The organism is Streptomyces griseoruber (assembly GCF_001514205.1).
In the GTDB taxonomy this organism is placed as follows: Bacteria; Actinomycetota; Actinomycetes; order Streptomycetales; family Streptomycetaceae; genus Streptomyces; species Streptomyces griseoruber.
Map to the genome: position 1 here is coordinate 136,064 of NZ_KQ948772.1, position 22,960 is coordinate 159,023.

Sequence of the window (22,960 nt, forward strand, 5' to 3'; positions counted from 1 at the left end):
CGGTGCCCGGGTGCCGGACCGGGCCGCCGCCCCGGCCTGTCAGGTCTCCGGCGGGAAGACCCGGTGTCCGGTGTCCGCGTCGGTGATCGAGATCGCCTCGATCGGGCAGGACTCGGCCACCTCCAGCACCACGTCGGACTCCGCTGTCCTCTCGGCCCGCGCGCGCCCCTGCCCGCTCTCGTCGAGTTCGAAGTCGGCGGGCGCGGACGCCACGCACAGACCGGTGCGGACACAGAGCCGCTTGTCGACCCTGACGGTCCACCGCTCCGTCATCGCCGGCCTCCCGTCACCACGAGCGGCAGGGTCTTCCAGCCGCGTACCGTCGAGGTCTGGGCCAGCTCCGCGTGGTCCCAGTCGACCTCCCAGCCCGGGAACCGCTCGAGGAGTTCCTCCGCGGCCACCCTGCCCTCCAGCCGGGCGAGGGCCGCGCCCAGGCAGTAGTGGGCGCCGACGCCGAAGCTCAGGTGCTGGGTGACCCGGTGGATGTCGAACCGGTCCGGATCGGGAACGCGCCGCGGGTCGCGGTTGGCGGCGGCCTGGATGAACAGGATGGCGCTGCCGGCCGGCACCGTGCGGCCGTGGAACTCCACGTCCCGGGTGACGTACCGCGCCGTGAACGGGCCGGTCGGCTCGAACCGCAGGATCTCCTCGATGGCGTTCGGGACGAGGGAGGGGTCGTTGGCCAGCTCCCGGCGGGCTTCGGGATAGCGGGCCATCAGGGCGCCGAACCAGCCGATCAGACGTCCCGTGGTCTCGTTCCCCGCGCCGGCCACCACCGAGCAGTAGGTGAGGACCTCCTCGTCGGTGAGCGTGCGCGTGACCCCGTTCTCGTCCTCGAACTCGGCGGTCATCAGCTCGGTCATGAGGTCGTCCGAGGGGTGCTTCTTGCGCCACTCGATGTAGTCCCGGAAGGCATCGGTGCTGAGGATCTCCCCTTCGTCGATCTTCCCGCCGTCCTGGGTGCCGAGCGTCTCGTCGGTCCTGTCACGAATGGCGGGCTGGTCGGCTTCCGGGATGCCGAGGAGCATGCCGATGACGCGCATCGGCATCTCGGCGCCGACGGCCTGCACGAGGTCGAACCGTTCGGCGCCGTCCACCGCCTCGAGCGCCCGCCGGCAGAAGGCCCGCACCTTCGGTTCCAGGGTCGCGATGCGGCGCGGTGTGAACACCCGGGCGAGCAGGCGCCGGTGGATGTCGTGGACCGGCGGGTCCTCGAAGATGAGGGTGCCGGGCGGGAGTTGGACATCCGCCTGGATGATCTCCAGGATGTCCCCGCGGGCGGAGGAGAAGGTGTGCCAGTCCGCGAGTCCGCGCTGGACGTCCTCGTAGCGGCTGACGGCGTAGAAGTCGTGCTGGTCGTTGTAGTAGAGCGGCACCTCCTCGCGCAGCCGCGCGTACAGGGGGTACGGGTCGCGGGCGAGGGCGGGGTCGTACGGGTCCCAGTGGATCGTGTCGGCCGTGGTCATGTTCGCGCCTCCCGGTGGTGTGCGGCTCACTTGAGCAGGGCACCGGCGTCGATGGGCAGGGTCACCCCGGTGACGAAGCGGGCCTCGTCGGAGGCGAGGAAGAGAACGGCGTTGCTGATGTCGACGGGCTCGACCCAGGGGGTGGGCAGCACGTGCATGCCCATGGAGACGGCGGCGAAGTCGTCGACGGTGGGGGCCTCCAGGTCGGGACGGAACATCCGGTAGGTGCCCTCGTGCATCACCATCGGGGTGTTCACCTGGCTGGGGTGCACCGTGTTGACCCGGATGCGGTGCGCCCCCAGCTCCCCGCCCAGCGTGCGCATCAGCCCCACCACACCGTGCTTGGCGGCGATGTAGTGTCCGATGTTCGCGTAGCCCTTGAGTCCTCCCACCGAGCTGGTGAGGATGATCGATCCGCCCCTGCCGCCCGCGACGATGTGGGGGATCGACACCTTGGCGGTGAGCCACACGCCGGTCAGGTTGACGTCGATCATGTCGCGCCAGGTCTTCTCGTCCATCACGTCGAGGGTGGCGCCGTCGCTGCCGAGGCCGGCGTTGGCGACCACGACGTCCAGACGGCCGAAGGCGGCCACGCCTTCGTCCACGGCCGCCTTGAGCGCGTCGTGATCGCGGACGTCGGCCTGTACGGCGTGGATCCGCCGGCCCAGCTTCCGCACCTGTTCGGCCGTCTCCTCCAGGTCCTCGGGCGTGGACATCGCAAACGTCACGCCGTCGAGCTGCCTGCACACGTCGACGGCGATGATGTCGGCGCCCTCCTCCGCCAGCCGCACGGCGTGGCTGCGTCCCTGGCCGCGTGCCGCGCCGGTGATGAACGCGACCTTTCCTTCGACTCGTCCGGGCATGACTACCTCGATTCCTGGGGTCGGGTGGGGTGATGACGGCGGGAGGTCCCGGTCACCTGACAGTGGCGTCTCCGGCTGCGCAGCCCGAGCACGAGGGCGAGCAGCACGGTGAGGACCGCGGCCGGCCCGAGGCGCTTGAGCACGCCGGCTCCGGCCGCGTCGACGAGGTCGAGCGGTTCGGCCGCGCGGCGGGCCCCGGCGACGACGGCCGCGGGCGGTGGATCCGGGGGCACCGGGACGGTGGGGGCGACGGCGTGCGGCGGGTCCGCCGCCAGTTCCCGCGCGAGGTTCTCCGCGAACCGGGCGATGAGGGTGTTCGCCACCTCGGCCAGCGTGCCGCGTCCGAACTGGGCGGGCTTGCCCGTGATGACGAGGTCGGTCTCCACGAACACCTCGGCGGACCGCTCACCGGCCTCGGCCAGCCGGCAGGTCACCAGGGCCCTCGCGGTTCCGTTGCCCCGGTTCTCCCGGCCGCCGGCCTCCAGAACCACGGTCCGCTCGGCCTCGTTCCGCGACAGGAACGTGACGGTGCCGCTGTAGGTCAGGCCGACCGGGCCGAGCCTGACCCTGATCCTGCCGTGGCAGGTGTCGCCGTCCCGGGAGACGAGGGTGGCGCCGGGCACACAGGGGGTGACCCGCTCGATGTCGAGCAGGACCCGCCAGGCCTCCTCCACCGGCACCGGAACGGTGAGCCTGTTCTCCAGTCTCATACCGCGTCCCCCCGCTCGGCCGCGGCCCGGACGGCGTCGACGATGCCCTGGTAGCCGGTGCAGCGGCACAGGTTCCCGGACAGGGCCTCGCGGATCTCCTCGTCGGTGGGCCTGGGGTGCTCGGCGAGGAACGCGGTGACGGACACCACGAGTCCCGGGGTGCAGAATCCGCACTGCAACGCGTGGTGGTCGCGGAACGCGGTCTGTACGGCGCTCAGTCCGCCGCCGGGCGGGGTGAGCCCCTCGACCGTGGTGACCTCCGCCCCGTCGGCCTGGACGGCGAACACCAGACAGGCCCGGACGGCCTCGCCGTCCAGCAGAACCGTGCAGGCGCCGCACACTCCGTGCTCGCACCCGAGGTGGGTGCCGGTCAGACCGCAGTCGGTCCGCAGGAAGTCGGCGAGGGTGAGCCGGGGCGGCACGGTCGCCCGGCGCGGGACGCCGTTGACGCGTAACCGGATGTCGACGTCAGTCATGGACCGCCTCCCGAACGGCGTGCCGCCAGGCACGGGCCACCATGGCCGCGCCCACGCGCTTGCGATAGCCGGCCGATCCGTGCAGATCGGCCGGGACCGAGTCGAGTCCCGACACGGCGAGGTCCGCGATGTCGCCGGCCGCCTCCGTCGTGGGCTCGCGGCCGATGAGCTCCCTCTCCGCGGCCCGCGCCCGGCAGGGCACCGGGCCGAGTCCGAACACGGCGATGGCGCACCGGTCGATCCGCCGGTCGGGCCCGAGCCCCACGGCGACGGTGGCTCCGGCGAGCGCGAAGTCGCCGCTCCTGCGGGCGAACTCCGCCACGGCGAATCCCCGGGGCCGGTGCCAGACGGGAAGGGCGACGGCGGTGAGCAGTTCGTCCTCGGCGAGGTCGGTGCTCCAGGTGCCGGTGAAGAACCGGTCGGCGGGAACGGTGCGGCGTCCGCGCGGTGACAGTGTCTCCAGCCGGGCGTCCAGGGTCAGCGCCACCGCCGGGTACTCGGCGGCGGCGTCGGCGTGGGCGAGTGAGCCGCCGACCGTGCCGCGGCTGCGGATCTGGAAGTGGCCGATGAGAGGTGTGGCGCGGGCCAGCAGGGGGGCGGCGTCGCGCACCACGTCGGAGCGCTCCACGGCCGCCTGGGTCGTGGTCGCGCCGATCCGCACCACGCCGCCGCGGTGCTCGATGCCCGGCAGCCCCTTCACCCGACGCAGGTCGACGAGGTGTCCGAAGGCGGCCAGGCGGAGCGCCAGCATGGGCACGAGGGACTGGCCGCCGGCGAGGACCTTGGCCTCGTCGCCCAGGCGGGCGAGCAGGGCCACCGTCTCCTCGGGGTCCACGGGGGCGTGGTACTCGAACGCCGCCGGTTTCATACGGCCACCGCCCCGCTCCGCTCCAGCAGGCCGACGACCGTGGCGGGCGTCAGCGGCAGCCGGGTGATCTCGGCTCCGAAGGGGGCCAGGGCGTCGGCGACCGCGTTCACCACGGCCGGTGCCGAGCCGATGGCGCCGCCCTCCCCGACGCCCTTGTGTCCTCCCGGCCCCGGGCCGTGCGTCTCGACGTGCCCGAGTTCGATGACGGGCACCTCGGTGGCGGTGGGCAGCAGGTAGTCCATGAACGTGGTGGCGAGCGGATTGCCGTCGTCGTCGTGCGCGAGGTGCTCGTACAGGGCGCCGCCGATGCCCTGGACGGTGCCGCCGTAGATCTGGCCCTCCACCACACTGGGGTTGATCATGGGTCCGCAGTCCTCGCTGACGATGTACCGCAGCAGCTTCACCGCACCGGTCCGCGGGTCCACCTCGCAGGTGCACACATGGGTGGCGTTGGCCCAGATCATGGGGTGCGGGGTGCGGTACCGGCCGCTCGCCTCCAGTCCGGCCGGCAGGTCCGGGGGCAGGGCGTGGACCTGGAAGTAGGCGATGTCGGCGATCTCGGCGAGGGTCAGTCCGTGCTCGGGCCGGCCCTTCACCGTGGCCCGGCTGCGGACGAACTCCACGTCGTCCACGGAGACTTCCAGGCGGTGCGCCGCGATCGCCAGGATGCGGGCCCGCAGGCCGGCGGCGGTCTCGGCGACGGCGCCGGCCGTCATGGATCCGGACCGGCTGCCGCCCGTGCCGCCGCCGAACGGGGTGACCGCGGTGTCTCCCTGGACGGTGCCGACGTCCTCGATGGCGGCGCCGAGCGCGTCGGCGGTGAGCTGGACGACGGTCGTCTCCAGGCTGTTGCCGCAGGATCCGCCGGCGACGTGGACGCTGACCTTGCCGGAGGGCTCGACGCGGATCGTCGCGCCCTCCGTGCTGTGGAACGGTGTGGCGCCCGCGGTCGGTTCGACATAGGTGCAGGTACCGACGCCCAGCAGGCGTCCCTCGGCGCGGGCGTGTTCCTGTTCGCGTCGGAACGCCGGATAGTCGAGCATCTCCAGCGCCTGTTCGAAGGTCTCGTACGGGGTGATGTGGTCGTAGGGCATTCCGTGGCAGTTCACCGTCGGCAGGTCCTCGTGGCGCAGCATGTTGCGGCGGCGCAGTTCGACCGGATCGATCCCCAGCCGGCGCGCCGCGGCGTCGAGGACGACCTCGCGGGCCATCGACTCGAACTGCCAGGGCCCTCGGTAGGCCACCCGTCCGCTCGTGTTGGAGAACACGAACCGGGACGAGAAGGTGCCCTCGGGGATGCGGTACGGGCCGGGGAAGAGCAGGCCCACGGCGATACCGCTCCGGACGGGCGAGGGGGTCGGATAGGCTCCGGCGTCCTGGACGTGGTCGAGGGTGGCGGCGAGGATCCGGCCGTCGTCGTCGAAGGCCATCCTGACCTCGCCGTGCTCATGGCGGGCCTGGCCGGCCGCCAGCAGGTGTTCCTGCCGGTCCTCGATCCACTTCAGCGCCGCCGGCAGCCGGACCGCGGCCAGCATGACGCACATCTCCTCACGCTGCGGCATCACCTTCTGTCCGAAACCCCCGCCGGTGTCCCGCACCACCACCCGCACCCGGTTCTCGTCGACGGCGAGCAGCCGGGCGCAGAAGGAACGGACCTCGTGCGGGGCCTGGGACGACGCCCAAACGGTCATCTCGCCGGGCGCCGCGGTCCATTCGGCGACGATCCCCCGTGTCTCCAGCGGCACCGGGCCGTGGGCCTGCTGGTGGAGGGTCCGGCTCACCACGTGCGGCGCGTTGTCGAAGACGGGTCCGAGGTCGGCCATCGGGCGTCCGGCGAGCTGTCCCACCAGGTTGCCGGGGTGACTCGCGTGGACCGACTCGGGCGACTGGAGGGCCACGGCGTAGTCGACGACGGGTGGGAGCGGCTCGTAGTCGACGACGACCAGCTCGGCCGCGTCCTCGGCGATGTAGCGGTCGTCGGCCACGACCATCGCCACGGGGTCGCCGACGAAGCGGACCTCGTCCTCGGCCAGGGGCGGACGGGGGGTGTCGGGGTCGTCGCGGCCGTTGAGCGAGTACCACTGCTCGTGCACACCGGGGTTGAGGTCGTGCGCCGTGAGCACGGCGTGGACGCCGGGGAGCCGCAGCGCCCGGGAGACGTCGACCGCGCCGAACCTGGCCCGCGCCACCGGGCTGCGGACGAAGCAGGCGTGCAGCATCCCGGGGCGTACGACATCGTCCACGTAGGTGCCGGCGCCGGTCAGCAGCCGCGCGTCCTCGACGCGCGGGACACGGGTGCCGGTGTAGCGCCCGACCGGCGCTTTCTGCTCGGGGGGTGGTGCCATCAGCCTGGCTCTCCGTTCCCTGGAGTTGCTGAACGCGTGTGTGGCGGCCCGCACTGAACGGTCGAAGGGCACACCCGGTCGAAGACTGGAAATCCCTCTGATGGAGAACTACATTCTCAGATGAGAGAACTATATACTTGGAGGCGGGAAATGAACCCCGGTCGGAAGGCACCAGGCACGGCCAGGCCCCTTCGCGTCGTCCAGTGGGCCACGGGCACCATCGGCGCGAAGTCGCTCCGGGCCCTGCTCCGGCATCCCCACATGGAACTGGCGGGTGTGCACGTCCAGGACCGCAGGAAGGCCGGGCGCGACGCGGGAGAGCTGTGCGGGGCGGGTCCGACGGGTGTCGTCGCGACCCACGGCCTCGAGGCGATCCTGGACCTGGGCGCCGACTGCGTGCTCTACATGCCGAGGGCGGGAGACCACGACGAGGTGTGCGCCCTGCTCGCCTCCGGCGCCAACGTCGTGACCACGACGGGGGAGTTCCACCACCCGGCCGGCATGGATCCGGCCCTGCGGGAGAGGGTGCAGGAAGCCTGCGCGCGCGGCGGGACCTCGGTCCACAGCACGGGCAGCAGTCCCGGGTTCATCACGGAGGCCGTACCCCTGGTCCTGGCCTCCGTCCAGCGACGGCTGGAGACGCTGACCATCCACGAGTACGCCGATCTGTCCCGGCGCGACTCCCCCGGCCTGCTGTTCGACGTGATGGGCTTCGGACAGCGGCCGAGCGCCGCCTTCGACGAACGCCGCCTCGCCCACCTGCGGTCGAGCTTCGGCCCCTCCCTACGACTGGTCGGTGAGGCGCTGGGCCTGCCCCTGGACGCCGTCGAGGCACACGGGCAGCTCGCCACCGCGGCCCGCGCGACCGCCATCGCCGCCGGCGACCTGGCGGCCGGCACGGTGGCGGCGCAGCGCACGACGGTGTCCGGCCTGCGCGGCGGCCGGGCCCTGCTGCGATTCCACTCGACCTGGTACTGCACCACCGGCCTCGACCCGGCCTGGGACCTGCGCCCGACCGGCTGGCGCGTGACGGTCGAGGGCGACACGCCCCTGGACGTCGAGATGCGTTTCCCCGTCCCGCTCGACCGGATGGCCGCCGTCTCCCCCGGCTACACCGCCCACCGGGCCGTCAACGCGGTCCCCGCCGTCTGCGCCGCCGCACCGGGCATCCGTACGACGGTCGACCTGCCCCCGTTCACCGCCGCTCTGGGCTGAGCCCGGCGTCCTTGTCCCCGGAACCGAGCAGGACGGACATCGCCTCGCGCACGATCGACGGATAGCGCTCCGCCTCCGGGTCGACGAGCCACATCTGGTGGACGCCCTCGATGAGCGCGAGCACGGCGGCCGCGGCGACCGGAGCGCTCAGGCCGCTCGGCAGCCGCTCGCCGTGCCGTTCGGTCAGATACCCGCAGAGCGCGTCCTGAAGGCTCCGGCAGCGCTCACGGACGTACTGCGCGGCTGGCTCCTGCCCGACGACCGCCTCGGCCAGCACCACGCTGTGCACCTGGGCGAACGACGGGTGCCGTTGTTCGAAGGCCACGGCCTCGGCCAGGTCCGCGGCCCAGTCCCCGTCGGCCGGGCGGGCGGCGAGGTGCTCACGGCTCAGCCGCTCACGGAGTTCCAGGATCGCCAGCAGCAACCGCTTCTTGCTGGGGAAGTAGTGCAGGACGCCCTGCCTGGTCAGGCCCGCCCGCTCGGCGACCGCGTCGATCGACGCTCCCCTGAAGCCGCGGGCGGCGAACACCTCCAGCGCCGCCTCCAGGATCTCCTCACGCCGCGCCGACCCCACATGTGGCCCTTCCGCCGCCGGACAGATACGCGCCCGCACACCGTACGTACGGCGGCCCGTCCGGGGCGAGAGGTCGTACCGGGTTTTCCGTCACGCGCCCCTGAGCCGTTCCTTCATCTCCCCGAGCCCGGTGAGGATCGGGAAGCCGTCCACGCTGAGGGCGTTGCCGTGACCGGTCTGGTGGATGTCGAAGACGGACTGGAGGGCGGCGTAGTAGCCCTGGACGTCGAGGGTCTGGTTGACGGCGCGCTTGGCCTGGCGCAGGCCGAAGGGGGGCATCCGGGCGATCCGGTGGGCCAGGTCCCGGACGGAGGCGTCGAGTGCGTCCAGGGGCACCACCTGGTTGACCATGCCCACCCGTTCCGCCTCGTGGGCGGTCAGCGGCCGGCCGGTGAAGAGGATCTCCTTGGCCTTGCGCGGGCCCAGCTCCCAGGTGTGGCCGTGGTACTCGACACCGCCGATGCCCATGTGCACCACCGGGTCGGAGAACTCGGCGTTCTCGGCGGCGACGATCAGATCGCAGGGCCAGCACAGCATCAGTCCGGCGGCGATGCACTTGCCCTGTACCGCCGCGATGGTGGGCTTCGGCAGGTTGCGCCACTTCAGGGAGTACTCCAGATAGCGCCGCGTCTCGGCGTCGTAGATCCACTCCAGGGTGATCTCACCGGGTCCCGGCCAGCGGTCCTTCAGGTCGTGCCCGGCGGAGAAGTGACGGCCGTTGGCACGCAGGACGACGACCCGTACGTCCTCGTCGCGGGCGGCACGGGTGAAGGCGGCGTCGAGGTCGTCGAGGAGCGCCATGGTCTGGGCGTTGGCGGCCTCGGGGCGGTTCAGGGCGATGGTCGCGATGCCGTCCTCGGCGTCGTAGAGGATCTGGTCCATGCCGCTCCTTGGGGGTGGTCAGCGGGGCAGGCCGAGGAGGCGCTCGGCGATGATGTTGCGCTGGATCTCGCTGGTGCCGCCCGCGATGGTGCCGGCGAAGCTGCGCGCATAGCGCTCGAACCAGCTGGAGACGAAGTCCTCGTTGTTCATGTGGTGGTGCGGGCCGGTGCGCGCCGGGTGCGGCAGCGCGTCGGCACCGGCCGCCTCCAGGGCGTGCAGGGAGGCGTTCTGGACGGCCTCGGAGCCCAGCAGCTTCAGCACCGAGACCTCGGCGGGGTCGCGGTCCGGGCCGAGCCGGCGGTGCCCGAGCAGGCGCAGGGCCTGGAGGTCCATCTGGAGCGTGGCGTACCACTCCTGGTCATCGCCCCGGCCGGCGGCGTCGCGCACCAGGTCCGCGAGGCGTTCGGCGTACGACAGCCAGAGCAGGGTGCGTTCATGGCCGAGGGAGCCGTTCGCCACCCGCCAGCCCTCGTTCAGGGGGCCGACGAGGTTCTCGCGGGGGACGCGGACGCCGGTGAGGAACACCTCGTTGAAGTCGAGGTCGTCCTCGGCGGCGATCGAGCCGAAGGGGCGGCGGACGACGCCCTCGGTGCCGGTCGGGATCAGCAGGGCGCTGATGCCCCGGTGCCGGGGCGCGTCGGGGTCGGTGCGCACGAAGGTGAGCAGGACGTCGGCGTCATGGGCGCCGGAGGTCCAGATCTTCTGTCCGTCGACGACGAAGGCGTCCCCGTCGAGGACCGCACGGGTGCGCAGGGAGGCGAGGTCGGAGCCCGCCTCCGGTTCGCTCATGCCGAGCGCGGCGGTGATCTCGGCGCGCAGGATCGGCACCGCCCAGCGGGCCTTCTGCTCCTCGGTGCCGAAGGTGAGCAGGGAGGCGGCCACGATGCCCAGGCCCTGGGGGTTGAAGCTGTGGTAGATGCGCCGGTCGGCCAGCTCCTCCAGATGGGCGAGCTGTTGGGGCAGGGTGGCGTGCCGGCCGCCGTACTCGGGGGGCCGGCCGGGGAGCAGCCAGCCGTGGTCGAACAGGGTGCGCTGCCAGCGGCGGGCCCAGCCGGGGACATGGGCGCTGGAGCGGGGGCGTTCCCGGGCCTCGGCCTCGGCGGGCAGATGCGCGTCGAGGAACGCGGCGAACTCGGTCCGGAACGCGGCGACCCCGGGGTCGTCGGCCAGTCTCATCATGACAGCAGCGCCTTCCGGTGGGCGGACGCGGTGCCGAGGAGGAGGTCGCAGGCCTGGGCCCGCTTCAGCGCGTACTGGAGTTCGTTCTCCCAGGTGAAGCCCATCGCGCCGAAGAGCTGGAGGCCGTACCGGAAGACCAGGCGCTGACACTCCCCCGCCGCCGCCTTGGCCATGTGCGCGGCCCGGGTGCGGCGGGGGTCGTCCTCGGCGATCGTCAGGGCGGCGAAGTGGGTGAGCGCACGGGCGCGTTCGATCGCCACATGCATGTCGGCGGCCTTGTGCTTGACGGCCTGGAAGGAGCCGAGCGGCCGCCCGAACTGCACCCGCTGCCTCACATGGGCCAGCACGAGGTCCAGGACCTTGCGGCAGGCGCCGACCGCGGTGGCGGCGAGTCCGGTGAGCGCCAGGTCCGGTACGCCGGCGACGAGTTCGCCGGGCGCCCGGATCCGGGCGACGTGCAGCCTCGGGTCGAGGACCGGGATCCGCTCGGCGGCCAGCCCGGCGCCGGGCACGACGGTGACACCGTCCGGGGTGAGCAGCGCGACCTCGTCGGCGCGGTCGGCGTCGAGGACGTACCGTCCGTGGCCGTCGAAGACCGCGGTGCCGCTGCCCTCGGGGAGCCGGCCGGCCAGCGGGACGAACCAGGTGGCGGTGGCCAGGAACGGGCTGGGGTCGGCGGCGTACCCCAGCTCCTCCAGGACGAGCGCCAGTTCCAGCGGGGGCGCCTCCAGCCAGCCGAGACGCAGATAGGTCGCCCACTGCTCCCGCTCGGGCCGGCCGCGCACCTTGGCGACCGTCTCGCGCACCGTGCGGCGCAGCAGCCGCTGCTCGTCGTCGAGTTCGAACTCCACTCCCGGCCTCCCTCCACGGACACCGCGCGAGAATAACATTCTCGCTATCGGGAAGTAAGAGTCTTGTTTCCGAGACAGCGCAATTCGGTAGGGGGAGCGCCCTCTCTTTTCACATGAGTGGAGTACCGTTCTTCCATGAGTGCCGTCCCCGCAGATCCGGTCGAGACACCCGAGCCAGCCTGGCGGCAGCGTGCCGTCGAGCGCTCCACGCGCGCCGCGAAGCTGCGCGCGGAGCAACGCGTCCAGCGCTTCCTGGACGCCGCGCAGGAGCTGATCGCCGACAAGGGCACCACCGACTTCACGGTGCAGGAGGTCGTGGAGCGTTCCCGCCAGTCGCTGCGCAGCTTCTACCAGCACTTCGACGGCAAGCACGAGCTGCTGCTCGCGCTCTTCGAGGACGCCCTGTCCCGGTCGGCCGCGCAGATCCGCGAGGCCTCGGCGGCCGGGCGCGACCCGCTGGAGCGGCTGAGGATCGCCGTCGACCTGCTGTACCACTCCTCCGAGCCCCGGGCGGGCGCGCAGTCCCCGCTGTTCACCGACTTCGCCATCCAGCTCCTGGTCAGCCACCCCGACCAGGTGGCCAGCGCCCATCTGCCGCTGCTCGGCTTCTTCACCGAGCTGGTGGAGGAGGCCGTGGCGGCGGGCCAGGCCGTCTCCCCCAAGCCGCGCCGCACCGCCTCCCTGATCATGCAGACGGCGATGTTCACCGCCCGGGCCCCCGCGGCCCCGGTCGGCGCGCATCCGTCGCCGATCTCCGCCGAGGAGGTGTGGGCGTTCTGCCTGGGCGGGATCACGGGCGGGGCGGTCACGGACACCCGTGCGGAGCGGGAGCCGGAGGACGAGGCGGAGACGGAGGCGACCGCGGCCGCACCCGAGCCCGCCGCGAAGGCACCCGCCAAGAAGGCGACCGCCTCCCGCCGGACGACGAGCCGGGCCACGGCTCCCAAGTCCCCGGCCAGGGCGTCCCGCAGCAAGGCCTGACCCCGCACGCACCTGAGGAGGCCGCCCCGCACACGTCACGGGGCGGCCTCCTCACCCATGCCTCACGTCCCCAGCGCGTCCAGCACCCGCGGCGACCCCTGCACGGCCGTCCGCTGCATCAGGTCCAGCACCCCCCGCAGGCCCGCCATCTCCGAGCCGCCGCCGGCCCGGCCGGGTCCGCCGTGCCGCAGCGCCGCAGCGCCGGCAGCGGCGATCCGTGCCCGGTGGTCCGGCCCATGGTGACGGAGTCGAGCAGGTGCAGCCGCCCGTGCCAGGCGGTCATCTCCGTGACCAGGGAGGTGGTCCACGGGACGTCGTCGCTCACCAGGGACGCGGCGAGGCTGCCGCGTCCGCGCGCCAGCAGGTCCGCCGCGTGCGCGGTGTCCCGGTACGCCAGCACGGTCGCCGCCGGTCCGAACGGCTCGACCTCGTGCGGCGCGGCGGCCTCCGGGTCGGCGCGGACGAGGAGGGTGTCGAGGAAGGCGCCCCGCTCCGGGCCGGCGTCGACGACCCGCACCTTGTCCGGGTCGCCGTGCACGAACCGCCCCGACGCCGCGATCCGCCGAGGGGGGACACGAACCGGCTGGGGGCGAGGCGGCGGCCGCAGAACAGTTCCGTGCGGATACCGATGGGGCTGGTCGTCGTCATGGGCCGGACCGGCAAGAACATCCCCGAGGCCGGGGCGTGGTCGTACGTCGCCGGTGTCACCGCCGGCCAGGACGTCTCCGACCGCAAGGAGCAGTGGCGCAAGCCGATCAACCAGTTCACGCTGCCGAAGTCGTACGACACCTTCAGCCCGATCGGGCCGTACCTGGTGACGCTCGACGAGTTCGCCGACCCCGACGACATCGAGGTCGCGGGCTGGGTCGACGACCTGGAGGTACAGCGGGGCCGGACCTCGGACCTCATCTTCAGCGTGCCCGAACTGATCGCCTGGCTGTCGAAGCGGGTGACGTTCGAGCCCGGCGACCTGATCTTCACGGGCACCCCGGCCGGCTGCGGCGTCCGCCGCACTCCTCGCCTCTACCTCACCGAGGGTAAGGTCCTGCGGACCGAGGTCACCGGCGTCGGCACTATGGTCCACCCGGTCGTCGCCGGCTGATTCCAGCCGGCCGGCCCCAACGGAAAGAGCGGGAGATCGTGACGGACACCGTGGGTGAGCCGGGCACCGCCGGCGCCAGCCGGACCCGGGAGTTCTCCGAGCTCCTGCGCCACCACCATCGCGAGCTGGGCACCACCGAGCCCCGGGACCTCGACGCCATCGAGATGGTCACCGACCTCACCCGGCTCGAGGCCCGGCTGACCAAGGACTTCGAGAAGCACGTCCACCGGCCGCTCGGCCTGACCTGGGCGGGCTTCCGGATCCTGAACGCCCTGTGGGTCTACGGCCCGCTCGCCCAGCAGGACATCGGGCGGGTCTCCGGCTCCACCCGGGCCTCCATCTCCAGCGCGCTCGCGACCCTGGAGAGCCGGGGCCTGGTGGCCCGTGAACGGGTGGAGACCGACCGCCGCCAGCTGACGGTCGAGCTGACCCCCGAGGGCCGGGAGACCCTGCGCCGGGCCATTGAGGCCCAGACGCGGCGCGAGCGGGCCTGGACCGCCGTGCTGCGCGACGACCAGCTCAGTGAGCTGGTGCATCTGCTGCGTACGCTGGTCAACCAGGAGACCCCGGCCGACGAGTGAGCCACCGGCCCCGCGACCTCCCCACCGCCGCGAGCCCCACCGCTGCGAGCCCCTACGGCGCCGTTCGTCAGAACTTTTACCGTCAAACCTCTAACAAATCCCCCCGAGGCGCTTTGACAGCCGTACCAGCGGCCGCCGTTGTCGAAGAAGGCGCACACCCGTCGTCACCCGCTCCGGCGTGAGCGTCCCGTACACCCACCTGGTCCTGGCGACCGGCGCCCGCAACCGCCCGCTGTGGGCTGGACGTCGTGGTCCACGAGGTGAGTCCGGCCGCGGCCGCGGCGGGCCGCGCCCGGATCACCGCCTCGCTGGAGCGGGGCGTACGGCGCGGAAAGCTCACCGCCACGGACCGCGACGCCGCCCTCGACCGGCTGCGGGTCACCCCCGACCTCGGCGAGCTGGCCGACCGGGATCTGGTGGTGGAGGCGGCGACGGAGGACGAGAAGGTGAAGGCCGGACTCTTCACCGAGCTGGACCGGATCGTCGCCCGTGAGGACGCGGTCCTCGCCTCCAACACCTCGTCCCTGCCCGTCATGAGACTGGGCATGGCCACCACCGGCCCGCACCAGGTGATCGGGGTCCACTTCTTCAACCCGGTCCCGGTCCTGGAACTCGTCGAGATCGTGCCATCACTCCTGACGAGTCCTCAGACACAGCTCCGTGCAGAGGAGTTCGTCACGACGGTCCTGGGCAAGAAGGTGATCCGCGCCCAGGACCGGGCCGGCTTCGTGGTGAACGCCCTGCTGGTGCCGTACCTCCTGTCGGCGATCCGGATGCTGGAGTCCGGTCACGCCTCGGCGGACGACATCGACACGGGCATGGTCCTGGGCTGCGCGCACCCGATGGGCCCCCTGGGCCTGGCGGACCTGATCGGCCTGGACACGCTCACGGCCATCGCGGAGGCGAGGTACGCCGACTTCAAGGACCCGCGGCACGCCCCGCCACCCCTGCTCCTGCGGATGGTCGAGGCGGGCCTGCTGGGCAGGAAGTCGGGGACAGGGCTTCCACAGTCATGCCGAGCAGGGCAACACCCTGCCCCCTCACGCATGGGACTTGGCAGAAGAGGCGAACGCGTCGGCAGCCGCCAGATCGAAGTCACCGTGATCACTGCCGAGCCCCTGTGCGACCAGCGCGGCAGCCGCGCTGCCCAGCACCGCCGCGTCACTCGGCGTACGCCCCAGCCCGATCCCCCGCAGATACCCCGCCGAGAACGCGTCCCCGCACCCGGTGGTGTCGACCACGTCGACGACGAACGCCGGCACCGGCTCCGCCCCGTCCGCACTCACCACCAGCGCCCCGTCTCCACCCCGCGTCACAGCGACGACGCCCACCCCGGCGGCCAGCACCTTCCGCGCACCGGTCAGCAGATCGTCCTCGCCGGTGAAGCCGAGGACCTGGTCCTCGTTGGGCAGGAAGTGGTCGACGTAGGGCAGGGCCGCCTCGATCTGCTCGAAGCTGCCGAGCACCCCCGGCGCGAGCAGGTCGACGGAGGTGACGACCCCGTGTTCCTTCGCGTACGACAGGATCCGCGTCGCGGTGTCGACCCCGATCAGCTCGGGCCCGCCGAGATGCAGATGGGTGGCCTCGGCGAGCGCCTCCCAGGGCACGTCGTCCAGGCCGTAGGTGATGTTGGCGCCGAGCAGGTGCAGCGAGGGCCGGTCACCGTTGGGGCGGATGGGCAGGACGCTGGCGGATGTCGCGGTGTCGGTGCGGCGGACCAGGAACTCGGTGTCGATTCCGGCCCTGTTGAGCAGCTGCACGAGCATGTCGCCGGTCGGGTCGGTACCGATCGCGCCGGCGCTGCGCACCCCGGCGCCCAGCTTGGCGAGGGTGAGGGCGGTGCCGCCGGCCGTTCCCGCGGCGGTCATCCGGATGTCCTCGACCAGGGTCGCGCCCTGTCCCTCGGGTATCTCCTCGACCGGCCGGACCAGGACGTCCAGGACGTGCACGCCCATCGTGAAGACCTTCATCTGCTCCCCCTGTTTTCCTCTTGCGCGGGTGGCATGGGACGGGTGGTTCCGTAGTTGCGGGCGATCGCCGCCTCGATCACCGCGAGTTGCTGCTGTTCGTCCAGGAAGCGGGGGGTGCCCATGGAGGCCGCGCGCTGGTAGACGCCGCAGGCCCATTCGAGGAGCAGGGCGTGTTCGACGGCCTGGTCGAGGGTGACGGCGTGGGTGACCGCGCCGTGGTTCGCCATGAGGGCGGCGCTGCGCCCTTCGAGGGCGGTGAGCACCGACCCGGCGAGTTCCGGGGTGCCGAAGGTGGCGTACGGCGCGACCCGGACCGTACCGCCGAGGGCGAGCAACTGGTAGTGGATGCAGGGAAGTTCGTCGAGCACGCAGGACACGGCGGTGGCGTGCGGGGCGTGGGTGTGGACGACCGCTCCGGTGCCGTACCGGCGGTAGACGCCGAGGTGCAGTTCCAGTTCCGAGGTCGGCTCGTAACTCCCCTCGATGTGCTTGCCGTCGAGGTCGACCACGGTCACCTGGTCCGGGGTCAGCGCGGCGAGGACCGCTCCGGTCGCGGTGATGGCGACCCGGTCGTCGACGCGGACGCTCACGTTCCCTGCCGTGCCGATGAGGAGGCCCTCGGCCCCCAGGCGCCGGCAGGCGTCCGCGACGGCGGCCCGCTCCCGGCTCGGCGTCGAGCTTGAGGCGGTCATGGGCGCGAAGGTAGCGTAAACGTGAAACAAAGTCACGTTCACGTTCGGAGCCGGTTCTTGGACACTCCTCTGCGCCGTACCCCCCGTCAGGCGCGCAGCAAGGCCCGCCTGGCGCTGGTGCTGCGGGCCGCCGAGCGCATCCTGGTCGAGGAGGGCGTGGAGGCGCTGACGACGACCCGGGTGGCGGCGGAGGCGAAGGTCTCCGTGGGCTCGCTGTACCAGTACCTGCCCGATCGCGGCGCGATCATCGACGCCCTCGCGGCGGGCTACTTCGCCCGGCTGGAGGCCGTCATGGACGATCTGGCCCGGGCCGCGGCCGTGGAGCGCTGGGAGGATCCGGTCGGGGTGCTGATCGACGCGTACGCCGGGATCTACCGGACGGAGCACGGTTTCCGGGCGCTGTGGTTCGGCAGCGGGCTGACCGAGCGGACCCGGGCGGCGGACCGTGAGCACAAGCGGCGGATGGCCGACGGGATCCGCCGGGTGCTGCTCGCGCTGGACGTCGTACGCGACGACGAGCCGCTCGCCCGCGCCTGCCATGCCGCCGTCCTCGCGGCCGACGCGCTCGCCCAGGAGGCGTTCCGCCAAGTCCCCGACGGTGACGCGGCGCTGCTCGACGAGGCGAAGGTGATGCTGCGCGGCTATCTGACGGACGTCATGACCCGGTACTGAGACAGGGCCCTGGTGCTGACGGACATCCGGTGCGCCGGGGGGCGCACCCAAGGGATCACCGCCGTGGCAGGCCCAGCGTGCTCACCACCCGCCTGAAGACCCCTGGCCGCCTGGGGCAACTCCCCCGAGCCGCGGGCCAGGTTCCGTCGAGTGGGCTGGTCCCCGCTGGCCCCCGCAGGTCCCCGAGAACGGTCGAGGGGCCGTTCCAGATCCCTCTGAAACGGCCCCTGACCCGCGACTTCGTAAAGTCGGGACGACAGGATTTGAACCTGCGACCCCTTGACCCCCAGTCAAGTGCGCTACCAAGCTGCGCCACGTCCCGTCGCGCTGCCGCGGCGGTGAGCTGCGGGAACGCGCAGGTAAACCTTACCGTACGCGGACGGGTGCGGGCGTCACGGCCGGGCGCGCGGCCGGTTCCGAGGGGCGGGCGGAGGGACGTACGGGCGTGACCGCGACCGTCGCGCCGAGCCGGCGGCGGCCGGTCAGCCGGCCAGCGGGTGCCGGGGGTCGAGCTGGTCGGCGATCCGCTCGGTGACCGTCTGGGCGGTGTTGCCGCCGGGCGCGTTGGGGCCCACCGTCGTGGACACGGCGATGGTCAGCCGCCGGTGCGGCTCGTACGCCATCACGGCCGCGTAGCCGAAGAAGGACGGGTTCTGTACCACCCAGCCGTTCTTGACGACGACGCCGACGCCGAAGTGGAAGTCCTCGGTCATGGGCAGGCAGACCGTGGCCGGGCACTTCTTCGTGGGGTGGCCGAGGCCGACCGTGCCCGGGTTCAGCTGGGTGCGGAAGGATCTGCGGGAGAGCAGTTCGCCCGCGCCGATGCCCTTCCCGGAACGGGCCAGGTCACAGATGTCCTGGGTGATGATCGCGCCGGGGGCGGTGGTCCAGGACGGGTTGAAGTAGGTGGACTCCTCGTAGGTGCCGCGCTCGTCGTCGTAGGCGTGCAGGACGGGCTCCGGGATCACGGCCGTGTCGTTGGCGACGGTGTTGCGCAGCCCGAGCGGGCGGTGGACACGCTTGCGCAGCAGCTGGTCCAGCGGAGTGCCGGTGATCTTCTCCAGGGCGCGGCCGAGGAGCTGGAAGTTGGCGTGCGAGTAGCTCCAGTTGGTGCCGGGCCGGTACCAGAGGGGGTGGCTCAGGGAGATCCCGACGACCTCGCCGGGGGTCCAGTGCCGCCACGGGTCGGCGTACAGCTTCTTCAGGAAGACCGGGTCGGGGACGTAGTCATGGATCCCCGAGGTGGAGTCGCCGAGCATGCGCAGGGTGATCCTGTCGCCGTGCGGCAGGTCGGGCAGCCAGCGGGAGACCGGGTCGTCGAGGCCGACCTTGTGCTCCTCGACGAGCTGGAGCAGCACCGTGCCCATGAAGGCGATGCCGACCGAGCCGGTCCTGAAGTGCATCGCGGGGGTGGCCGGCACATCGGTCATGGACTCGCCGACCGCGCCGGTGTAGAGGTTCCTGCCGTCGACCGTGACCTTGACGAGGGCGGCCTTGAGATCGAGGTCCTTCTTGGCCTTGCGGACGATGTCGAGGACCTTGCGCGCCTGGCCCTGCGGGTTCCGCGTGGTGGCGCAGGCGCGGTGGTGGTGGTCGGGCGCGGCGGTCGCGACCGCCGTCGGCAGGGTGGCGGCGAGGAGGGCGGCGGCACACAGCACCGCCGTACGGGTACGCGTCATATGCGCACTATGGGTTGACTGCCGTATCTCCTCGCACGCCAACACTCCGGCCACCGGAGCCCCGGACCCGTACGGCGGAGTTGACGGGAGTTGGCGGGAGTTGACGGGAGTTGACAGCACTTTGGTCTGACCTTTAAATGGTTCGCACTTCGTATGCATCCGGCAGAGGGGTGTCCCCGCCGTGGACTTCGAGCTGACCGAGGACCAGACAACGATCCGCAAGGCCGTCGCCGGGCTCCTGAAGGACTTCGACGACCGGTACTGGATGGAGAAGGACCGCGACCACGCGTTCCCCGAGGAGTTCTACGCCGCCGTCGCGGGCGGCGGCTGGCTGGGCATCACCATCCCGGAGGAGTACGGCGGCCACGGCCTCGGCATCACCGAGGCCACACTGCTGCTGGAGGAGGTCGCGCGCTCCGGCGGCGGGATGAACGCCGCCAGCGCGATCCACATGTCGATCTTCGGTATGCACCCGGTGGTGGTGCACGGCTCCGAGGAGCTCAGACGCCGCACCCTGCCGCGCATCGCCTCCGGCGACCTGCACGTGTGCTTCGGGGTGACGGAGCCCGGCGCGGGACTCGACACGACGAGCATCACGACGTACGCCCGCCGGGAGGGCGACCACTACGTCGTCAGCGGTCGCAAGGTGTGGATCTCCAAGGCGATGGAGTCGGAGAAGATCCTGCTGCTGACCCGGACGTCCCGGCTCGACGAGGTCGGCCGGCGCACCGACGGCATGACCCTGTTCCTCACCGACCTCGACCGCGCCCGGATCGACGTCCGCCCGATCCCGAAGATGGGCCGCAACGCCGTCACCTCGAACGAACTGTTCATCGACGACCTGCGGGTACCCGTGGCGGACCGGGTGGGCGAGGAGGGCGAGGGCTTCCGGTATCTCCTCGACGGGCTCAACCCGGAGCGGATGCTGATCGCGGCGGAGGCGCTCGGCATCGGCCGGGTCGCCCTGGACCGGGCGGTGCGCTACGGCCGTGAGCGCGTCGTCTTCGGCCGGCCGATCGGCCAGAACCAGGGCATCCAGTTCCCGCTCGCCGACGCCCTCGCGCGGCTGGACGCGGCCGAGCTGGTGCTGCGCAAGGCGACCTGGCTGTACGACCAGGGGCGGCCCTGCGGGCGGGAGGCGAACACCGCCAAGTACCTGTGCGCGGACGCCGGTTTCGCCGCCGCCGACCGGGCGCTGCAGACGCACGGCGGGATGGGCTACTCCGAGGAGTACCCGGTCGCCCGCTTCTTCCGTGAGGCGCGGCTGACGCGGATCGCGCCGATCAGTCAGGAAATGATCCTCACCTATCTGGGATCGCACACACTGGGACTGCCGAGGAGCTACTGATGACCGACCGGTCAGGTCTGTTCGATCTCACGGGGCGTTCCGCGCTGGTCACCGGTGCGGCGGGCGGTATCGGCCGCGCCGTCGCCGAGGCGCTCGCCCGGGCGGGCGCCGCGGTGCTGGTGACCGATGTGGACGGGGCGGCCGCGGCGGCCGTCGCCGGGAAGATCGCCGCGGACGGGGGTACGGCGGACAGCGCGCCGCTGGACGTCACGGACCGGTCGGCGGCGGACGCGGCCGTGGCCCGCGCGGCCGGGCTCACCGGCGGCACCCTGCACATCCTCGTGAACAACGCCGGCGTCACCGCCCCCGCCATGTTCGACAAGCTGACGGAGGACTCCTTCCGCCGGATCCTCGACGTCCACGTGCTGGGCACCCACCGCTGCGCCCAGGCGGCTCTGCCGCACCTGCCCGAGGACGGCCGGGGCCGGATCATCAACGTCACCTCGTCGGCCGGGCTGGTCGGCACCCTGGGCCAGGTCGACTACTCCGCCGCCAAGGCCGCGATCACCGGCCTGACGAAGTCCCTGGCCCGGGAGCTGGCCCGCCGGAACATCCTCGTCAACGCCCTCGCCCCGCTGGCCGCGACCCCGATGACCGAGACCATCCGCACCAACGAGAGGTTCGCCGCCCGGATGCTGGCCCGGATCCCGCTCGGCCGCTGGGCGGAACCGGCGGAGGTGGCGGGCGCCTTCGTGTTCCTCGCCTCCGACGCGGCGTCCTTCGTCACCGGGCAGGTGCTGCCGGTGGACGGGGGCATGGTCATGTGACAGCGGGCGCGGGCGGCGTATTGAATGGACGTGAAGGCCGGACCTCTTCATCGGTCCGGCCGAAGCGGACGCACCCCGACGAGAGGCCCGAGACCGTGCCGCCCTCCGAGCAGCAGCCCACCTCCGAGGCCACCCCCCGTTTCCATCCGCTGACCGTGCCGAAGGCGTCGGACGTCCTCGCCGACGAGGTGCGGGAGCGGATCCTGTCCGGGGAGTTCGGCGAGGGGACCGCGCTGCCCCCGGAGCGGCAGCTCGTCGAGCAGACCGGGCTGAGCCGGGCGACCGTGCGCGAGTCGCTGCGGATCCTGGAGGTCGAGGGGCTGCTGGAGATCCGGCCGGGACGCGGGGGCGGGGCCTTCGTGCGCCGGCCGGGGCGGGAGTCCCTGGCGAACACCGTGCAGCTGGTGATCCGGGGGCAGGGCATCCGGCTGGAGGCGCTGCACGAGACCCGGGAGGCGATCGAGCCGGCCTGCGCCGCGCTGGCGGCCCGCCGCCGCACCGAGCGGGATCTCACGGAACTCGACGCGGCGCACGCGGAGTTGACCGGCGCGGGCGAGGACGTCCAGCGGTTCCTGCGGGCCAATGTGCGCTGGCACACGGCGGTGGCGCGGGCGGGCGGCAACGAGCTGCTGATCGGCTTCATGAGCGCCCTGTCCCGGTCCATCCACGCGGCCACCGACCTGGAGACCTTCCTGGACGCCGGCGTCCGCGAGCTGACCGCCCGCGCCCACGCCCGGATCACCGAGGCGATCCGCTCCGGCGACGAGGCGGCGGCCGCTCGCCGGATGACCCGGCACGTCTGCGGCTTCGCACGGGCGGCGGCCGAGGTGGACCACCGCACATCCCTGTGAGAATGTGATTCTCTGATTCGCGCAACACCATTGACAGTTTCGGTCTGACCTTTAATACCATCCCGGTATGAGCGAGGTGAGTCCCGTACTGACCGTGGCTGCCGACGGCGACATCCGCGTCGTCACGCTGAACCGCCCGGACCGGCTGAACGGCGTGTCCGAGGAGCTGCACCGCAGGCTCTCCGAGGTGTGGCGCGAGCTGGCCGACGACGCCGGGGCACGGGCGGTCGTGCTGACCGGCGCGGGCCGGGCGTTCAGCGCGGGCGGCGACTTCGACCATCTGCGCCGCCACCACACCGATCCGCAGCTGCGGGAGCGGTCGGTGCGGCTGGACCGCACGATCCAGACCGACATGATCCGCTTCCCGCTGCCGGTGGTCGCGGCCGTGAACGGCCCTGCCGTGGGCCTGGGCTGCTCGCTGGCCCTGGGCTGCGATCTCGTCCTGATGGCCGAGGACGCCTGGCTGGCCGACCCGCATGTCTCCGTGGGCCTGGTCGCGGGCGACGGCGGGGTCACCCTGTGGCCGCTGCTGACGAGCCTGCTGCGGGTGAAGGAGTACCTCTTCACCGGGGACCGCATCCCGGCCGCGACGGCGGTCGAACTGGGCCTGGCCAACCGGGTGGTGCCCGGCGACCGGCTGATGGACGAGGCGCTCGCCCTCGCCCGCCGGCTCGCCGCCCAGCCCGCCGAGGCCCTGCGCGCCACCAAGGCGGCCCTCGCCACGGTGGTCGAACAGGTCTCACGGGGCGGCATGGAGGCCGCGCTGCTGGCCGAGCGGGCCACGATGACCAGCCCGGACCACATCCGCATCGTCGACGCACTCGCCTCCCGGCCCGCCCGCCCGGCGGCGGCAGCCGCGAACAATGCGGCCGGGGAGGGCTGAGGAGC

24 protein-coding genes, 1 tRNA gene and 1 pseudogene are annotated in these 22,960 nt (G+C 72.3%); 10 read left to right on the top strand and 16 right to left on the bottom strand.

The annotated features are described in order from the left end of the window. Positions 1-39 precede the first annotated feature (39 nt). The 7 genes from AQJ64_RS24670 to AQJ64_RS24700 are packed head-to-tail and all read right to left on the bottom strand — an operon-like array spanning position 40 to position 6,728. Positions 40-273 (bottom strand): ferredoxin, encoded by a 234-nt coding sequence (locus tag AQJ64_RS24670; protein WP_055637877.1) that lies wholly within the window; start codon positions 271-273, stop codon positions 40-42. Further along, the gene (locus tag AQJ64_RS24675; protein ID WP_055637878.1) at positions 270-1,466 is read right to left on the bottom strand and encodes a cytochrome P450; all 1,197 of its coding nucleotides are present in this window, start codon (positions 1,464-1,466) and stop codon (positions 270-272) included. The genes AQJ64_RS24670 and AQJ64_RS24675 overlap by 4 nt, the downstream gene beginning before the upstream one ends. Positions 1,467-1,492: 26 nt before the next feature. Further along, positions 1,493-2,329, bottom strand: a complete 837-nt coding sequence (locus AQJ64_RS24680; protein WP_055637879.1) for a mycofactocin-coupled SDR family oxidoreductase — start codon at positions 2,327-2,329, stop codon at positions 1,493-1,495. 2 nt (positions 2,330-2,331) lie between these two features. Then, complete coding sequence (locus tag AQJ64_RS24685) at positions 2,332-3,039, bottom strand: SRPBCC family protein (RefSeq protein ID WP_063788859.1); 708 nt, start codon at positions 3,037-3,039, stop codon at positions 2,332-2,334. Then, entirely contained in the window at positions 3,036-3,515 is a 480-nt protein-coding gene (locus AQJ64_RS24690) for a (2Fe-2S)-binding protein (RefSeq protein WP_055637880.1), read from the bottom strand. Before AQJ64_RS24690 ends, AQJ64_RS24685 begins: the two co-directional genes overlap by 4 nt. Then, on the bottom strand, positions 3,508-4,383 hold the full coding sequence (locus AQJ64_RS24695) for an FAD binding domain-containing protein (protein ID WP_055637881.1): 876 nt from the start codon (positions 4,381-4,383) through the stop codon (positions 3,508-3,510). The genes AQJ64_RS24690 and AQJ64_RS24695 overlap by 8 nt, the downstream gene beginning before the upstream one ends. After that, a complete protein-coding gene (locus AQJ64_RS24700; RefSeq protein WP_055637882.1) occupies positions 4,380-6,728 on the bottom strand; it encodes a xanthine dehydrogenase family protein molybdopterin-binding subunit in 2,349 nt (782 codons plus the stop codon). Before AQJ64_RS24700 ends, AQJ64_RS24695 begins: the two co-directional genes overlap by 4 nt. A gap of 150 nt (positions 6,729-6,878) precedes the next feature. Here AQJ64_RS24700 and AQJ64_RS24705 point away from each other — a divergent pair, with 150 nt between their 5' ends. Next, a complete protein-coding gene (locus AQJ64_RS24705) occupies positions 6,879-7,943 on the top strand; it encodes an NAD(P)H-dependent amine dehydrogenase family protein (RefSeq protein ID WP_055637883.1) in 1,065 nt (354 codons plus the stop codon). Here AQJ64_RS24705 and AQJ64_RS24710 read toward each other — a convergent pair. From AQJ64_RS24710 to AQJ64_RS24725, 4 genes are all read right to left on the bottom strand, one after another. Beyond that, positions 7,924-8,517 carry a TetR/AcrR family transcriptional regulator gene (locus tag AQJ64_RS24710; protein WP_055637884.1) on the bottom strand — a complete coding sequence of 198 codons (594 nt, stop codon included), beginning with the start codon at positions 8,515-8,517 and terminating at the stop codon, positions 7,924-7,926. The genes AQJ64_RS24705 and AQJ64_RS24710 overlap by 20 nt on opposite strands. Before the next feature lie 90 nt (positions 8,518-8,607). Beyond that, positions 8,608-9,399, bottom strand: coding sequence for an enoyl-CoA hydratase (locus AQJ64_RS24715; RefSeq protein WP_055637885.1), 792 nt, complete (start codon positions 9,397-9,399; stop codon positions 8,608-8,610). Between the two features lie 18 nt (positions 9,400-9,417). Next, positions 9,418-10,578: an acyl-CoA dehydrogenase family protein gene (locus AQJ64_RS24720; RefSeq protein ID WP_240512911.1), complete on the bottom strand. Its 1,161-nt coding sequence runs from the start codon at positions 10,576-10,578 to the stop codon at positions 9,418-9,420. After that, complete coding sequence (locus tag AQJ64_RS24725; RefSeq protein ID WP_099054120.1) at positions 10,575-11,429, bottom strand: acyl-CoA dehydrogenase family protein; 855 nt, start codon at positions 11,427-11,429, stop codon at positions 10,575-10,577. Before AQJ64_RS24725 ends, AQJ64_RS24720 begins: the two co-directional genes overlap by 4 nt. 135 nt (positions 11,430-11,564) lie before the next feature. Here AQJ64_RS24725 and AQJ64_RS24730 point away from each other — a divergent pair, with 135 nt between their 5' ends. Then, positions 11,565-12,410 (top strand): TetR/AcrR family transcriptional regulator, encoded by an 846-nt coding sequence (locus AQJ64_RS24730; RefSeq protein ID WP_055637888.1) that lies wholly within the window; start codon positions 11,565-11,567, stop codon positions 12,408-12,410. Positions 12,411-12,528: 118 nt separating this feature from the next. On the opposite strand, the gene AQJ64_RS24735 is transcribed toward AQJ64_RS24730, so the two are convergent. Next, positions 12,529-12,948: an aldehyde dehydrogenase family protein gene (locus AQJ64_RS24735; protein ID WP_055637889.1), complete on the bottom strand. Its 420-nt coding sequence runs from the start codon at positions 12,946-12,948 to the stop codon at positions 12,529-12,531. A 78-nt stretch (positions 12,949-13,026) separates the two neighbouring features. Here AQJ64_RS24735 and AQJ64_RS24740 point away from each other — a divergent pair, with 78 nt between their 5' ends. The 3 genes and pseudogenes from AQJ64_RS24740 to AQJ64_RS46395 all read left to right on the top strand — a co-directional run. After that, positions 13,027-13,512 carry a fumarylacetoacetate hydrolase family protein gene (locus AQJ64_RS24740; protein WP_240512912.1) on the top strand — a complete coding sequence of 162 codons (486 nt, stop codon included), beginning with the start codon at positions 13,027-13,029 and terminating at the stop codon, positions 13,510-13,512. 38 nt (positions 13,513-13,550) lie between these two features. After that, positions 13,551-14,093, top strand: coding sequence for a MarR family winged helix-turn-helix transcriptional regulator (locus AQJ64_RS24745; protein ID WP_240512913.1), 543 nt, complete (start codon positions 13,551-13,553; stop codon positions 14,091-14,093). 215 nt (positions 14,094-14,308) lie between these two features. Next, positions 14,309-15,094: pseudogene (locus AQJ64_RS46395) on the top strand (3-hydroxybutyryl-CoA dehydrogenase); the annotation flags it as partial. Between the two features lie 39 nt (positions 15,095-15,133). Here AQJ64_RS46395 and AQJ64_RS24755 read toward each other — a convergent pair. Next, on the bottom strand, positions 15,134-16,063 hold the full coding sequence (locus tag AQJ64_RS24755) for a carbohydrate kinase family protein (protein ID WP_055637891.1): 930 nt from the start codon (positions 16,061-16,063) through the stop codon (positions 15,134-15,136). After that, positions 16,060-16,755 carry a class II aldolase/adducin family protein gene (locus AQJ64_RS24760; RefSeq protein ID WP_055637892.1) on the bottom strand — a complete coding sequence of 232 codons (696 nt, stop codon included), beginning with the start codon at positions 16,753-16,755 and terminating at the stop codon, positions 16,060-16,062. Before AQJ64_RS24760 ends, AQJ64_RS24755 begins: the two co-directional genes overlap by 4 nt. 57 nt (positions 16,756-16,812) lie before the next feature. Here AQJ64_RS24760 and AQJ64_RS24765 point away from each other — a divergent pair, with 57 nt between their 5' ends. Further along, positions 16,813-17,427 (top strand): TetR/AcrR family transcriptional regulator, encoded by a 615-nt coding sequence (locus tag AQJ64_RS24765; protein WP_055637893.1) that lies wholly within the window; start codon positions 16,813-16,815, stop codon positions 17,425-17,427. A gap of 248 nt (positions 17,428-17,675) precedes the next feature. On the opposite strand, the gene AQJ64_RS24770 is transcribed toward AQJ64_RS24765, so the two are convergent. Together AQJ64_RS24770 and AQJ64_RS24775 are read right to left on the bottom strand one after the other, a co-directional pair. After that, positions 17,676-17,749 (bottom strand) — tRNA-Pro (locus tag AQJ64_RS24770). A 160-nt stretch (positions 17,750-17,909) separates the two neighbouring features. Further along, positions 17,910-19,106, bottom strand: a complete 1,197-nt coding sequence (locus AQJ64_RS24775; RefSeq protein WP_055637894.1) for a serine hydrolase domain-containing protein — start codon at positions 19,104-19,106, stop codon at positions 17,910-17,912. A 181-nt stretch (positions 19,107-19,287) separates the two neighbouring features. Between AQJ64_RS24775 and AQJ64_RS24780 the strand changes: the two genes are divergently transcribed. The 4 genes from AQJ64_RS24780 (at position 19,288) to AQJ64_RS24795 (ending at position 22,955) form a co-directional block, all read left to right on the top strand. Next, positions 19,288-20,454 carry an acyl-CoA dehydrogenase family protein gene (locus tag AQJ64_RS24780; RefSeq protein WP_055637895.1) on the top strand — a complete coding sequence of 389 codons (1,167 nt, stop codon included), beginning with the start codon at positions 19,288-19,290 and terminating at the stop codon, positions 20,452-20,454. Next, positions 20,454-21,221 carry an SDR family NAD(P)-dependent oxidoreductase gene (locus AQJ64_RS24785; protein ID WP_055637896.1) on the top strand — a complete coding sequence of 256 codons (768 nt, stop codon included), beginning with the start codon at positions 20,454-20,456 and terminating at the stop codon, positions 21,219-21,221. The genes AQJ64_RS24780 and AQJ64_RS24785 overlap by 1 nt, the downstream gene beginning before the upstream one ends. Positions 21,222-21,316: 95 nt before the next feature. Then, positions 21,317-22,072 (top strand): FadR/GntR family transcriptional regulator, encoded by a 756-nt coding sequence (locus AQJ64_RS24790; protein ID WP_206189899.1) that lies wholly within the window; start codon positions 21,317-21,319, stop codon positions 22,070-22,072. A gap of 67 nt (positions 22,073-22,139) precedes the next feature. Continuing rightward, positions 22,140-22,955: an enoyl-CoA hydratase/isomerase family protein gene (locus tag AQJ64_RS24795; RefSeq protein ID WP_059202987.1), complete on the top strand. Its 816-nt coding sequence runs from the start codon at positions 22,140-22,142 to the stop codon at positions 22,953-22,955. Positions 22,956-22,960 lie beyond the last annotated feature (5 nt).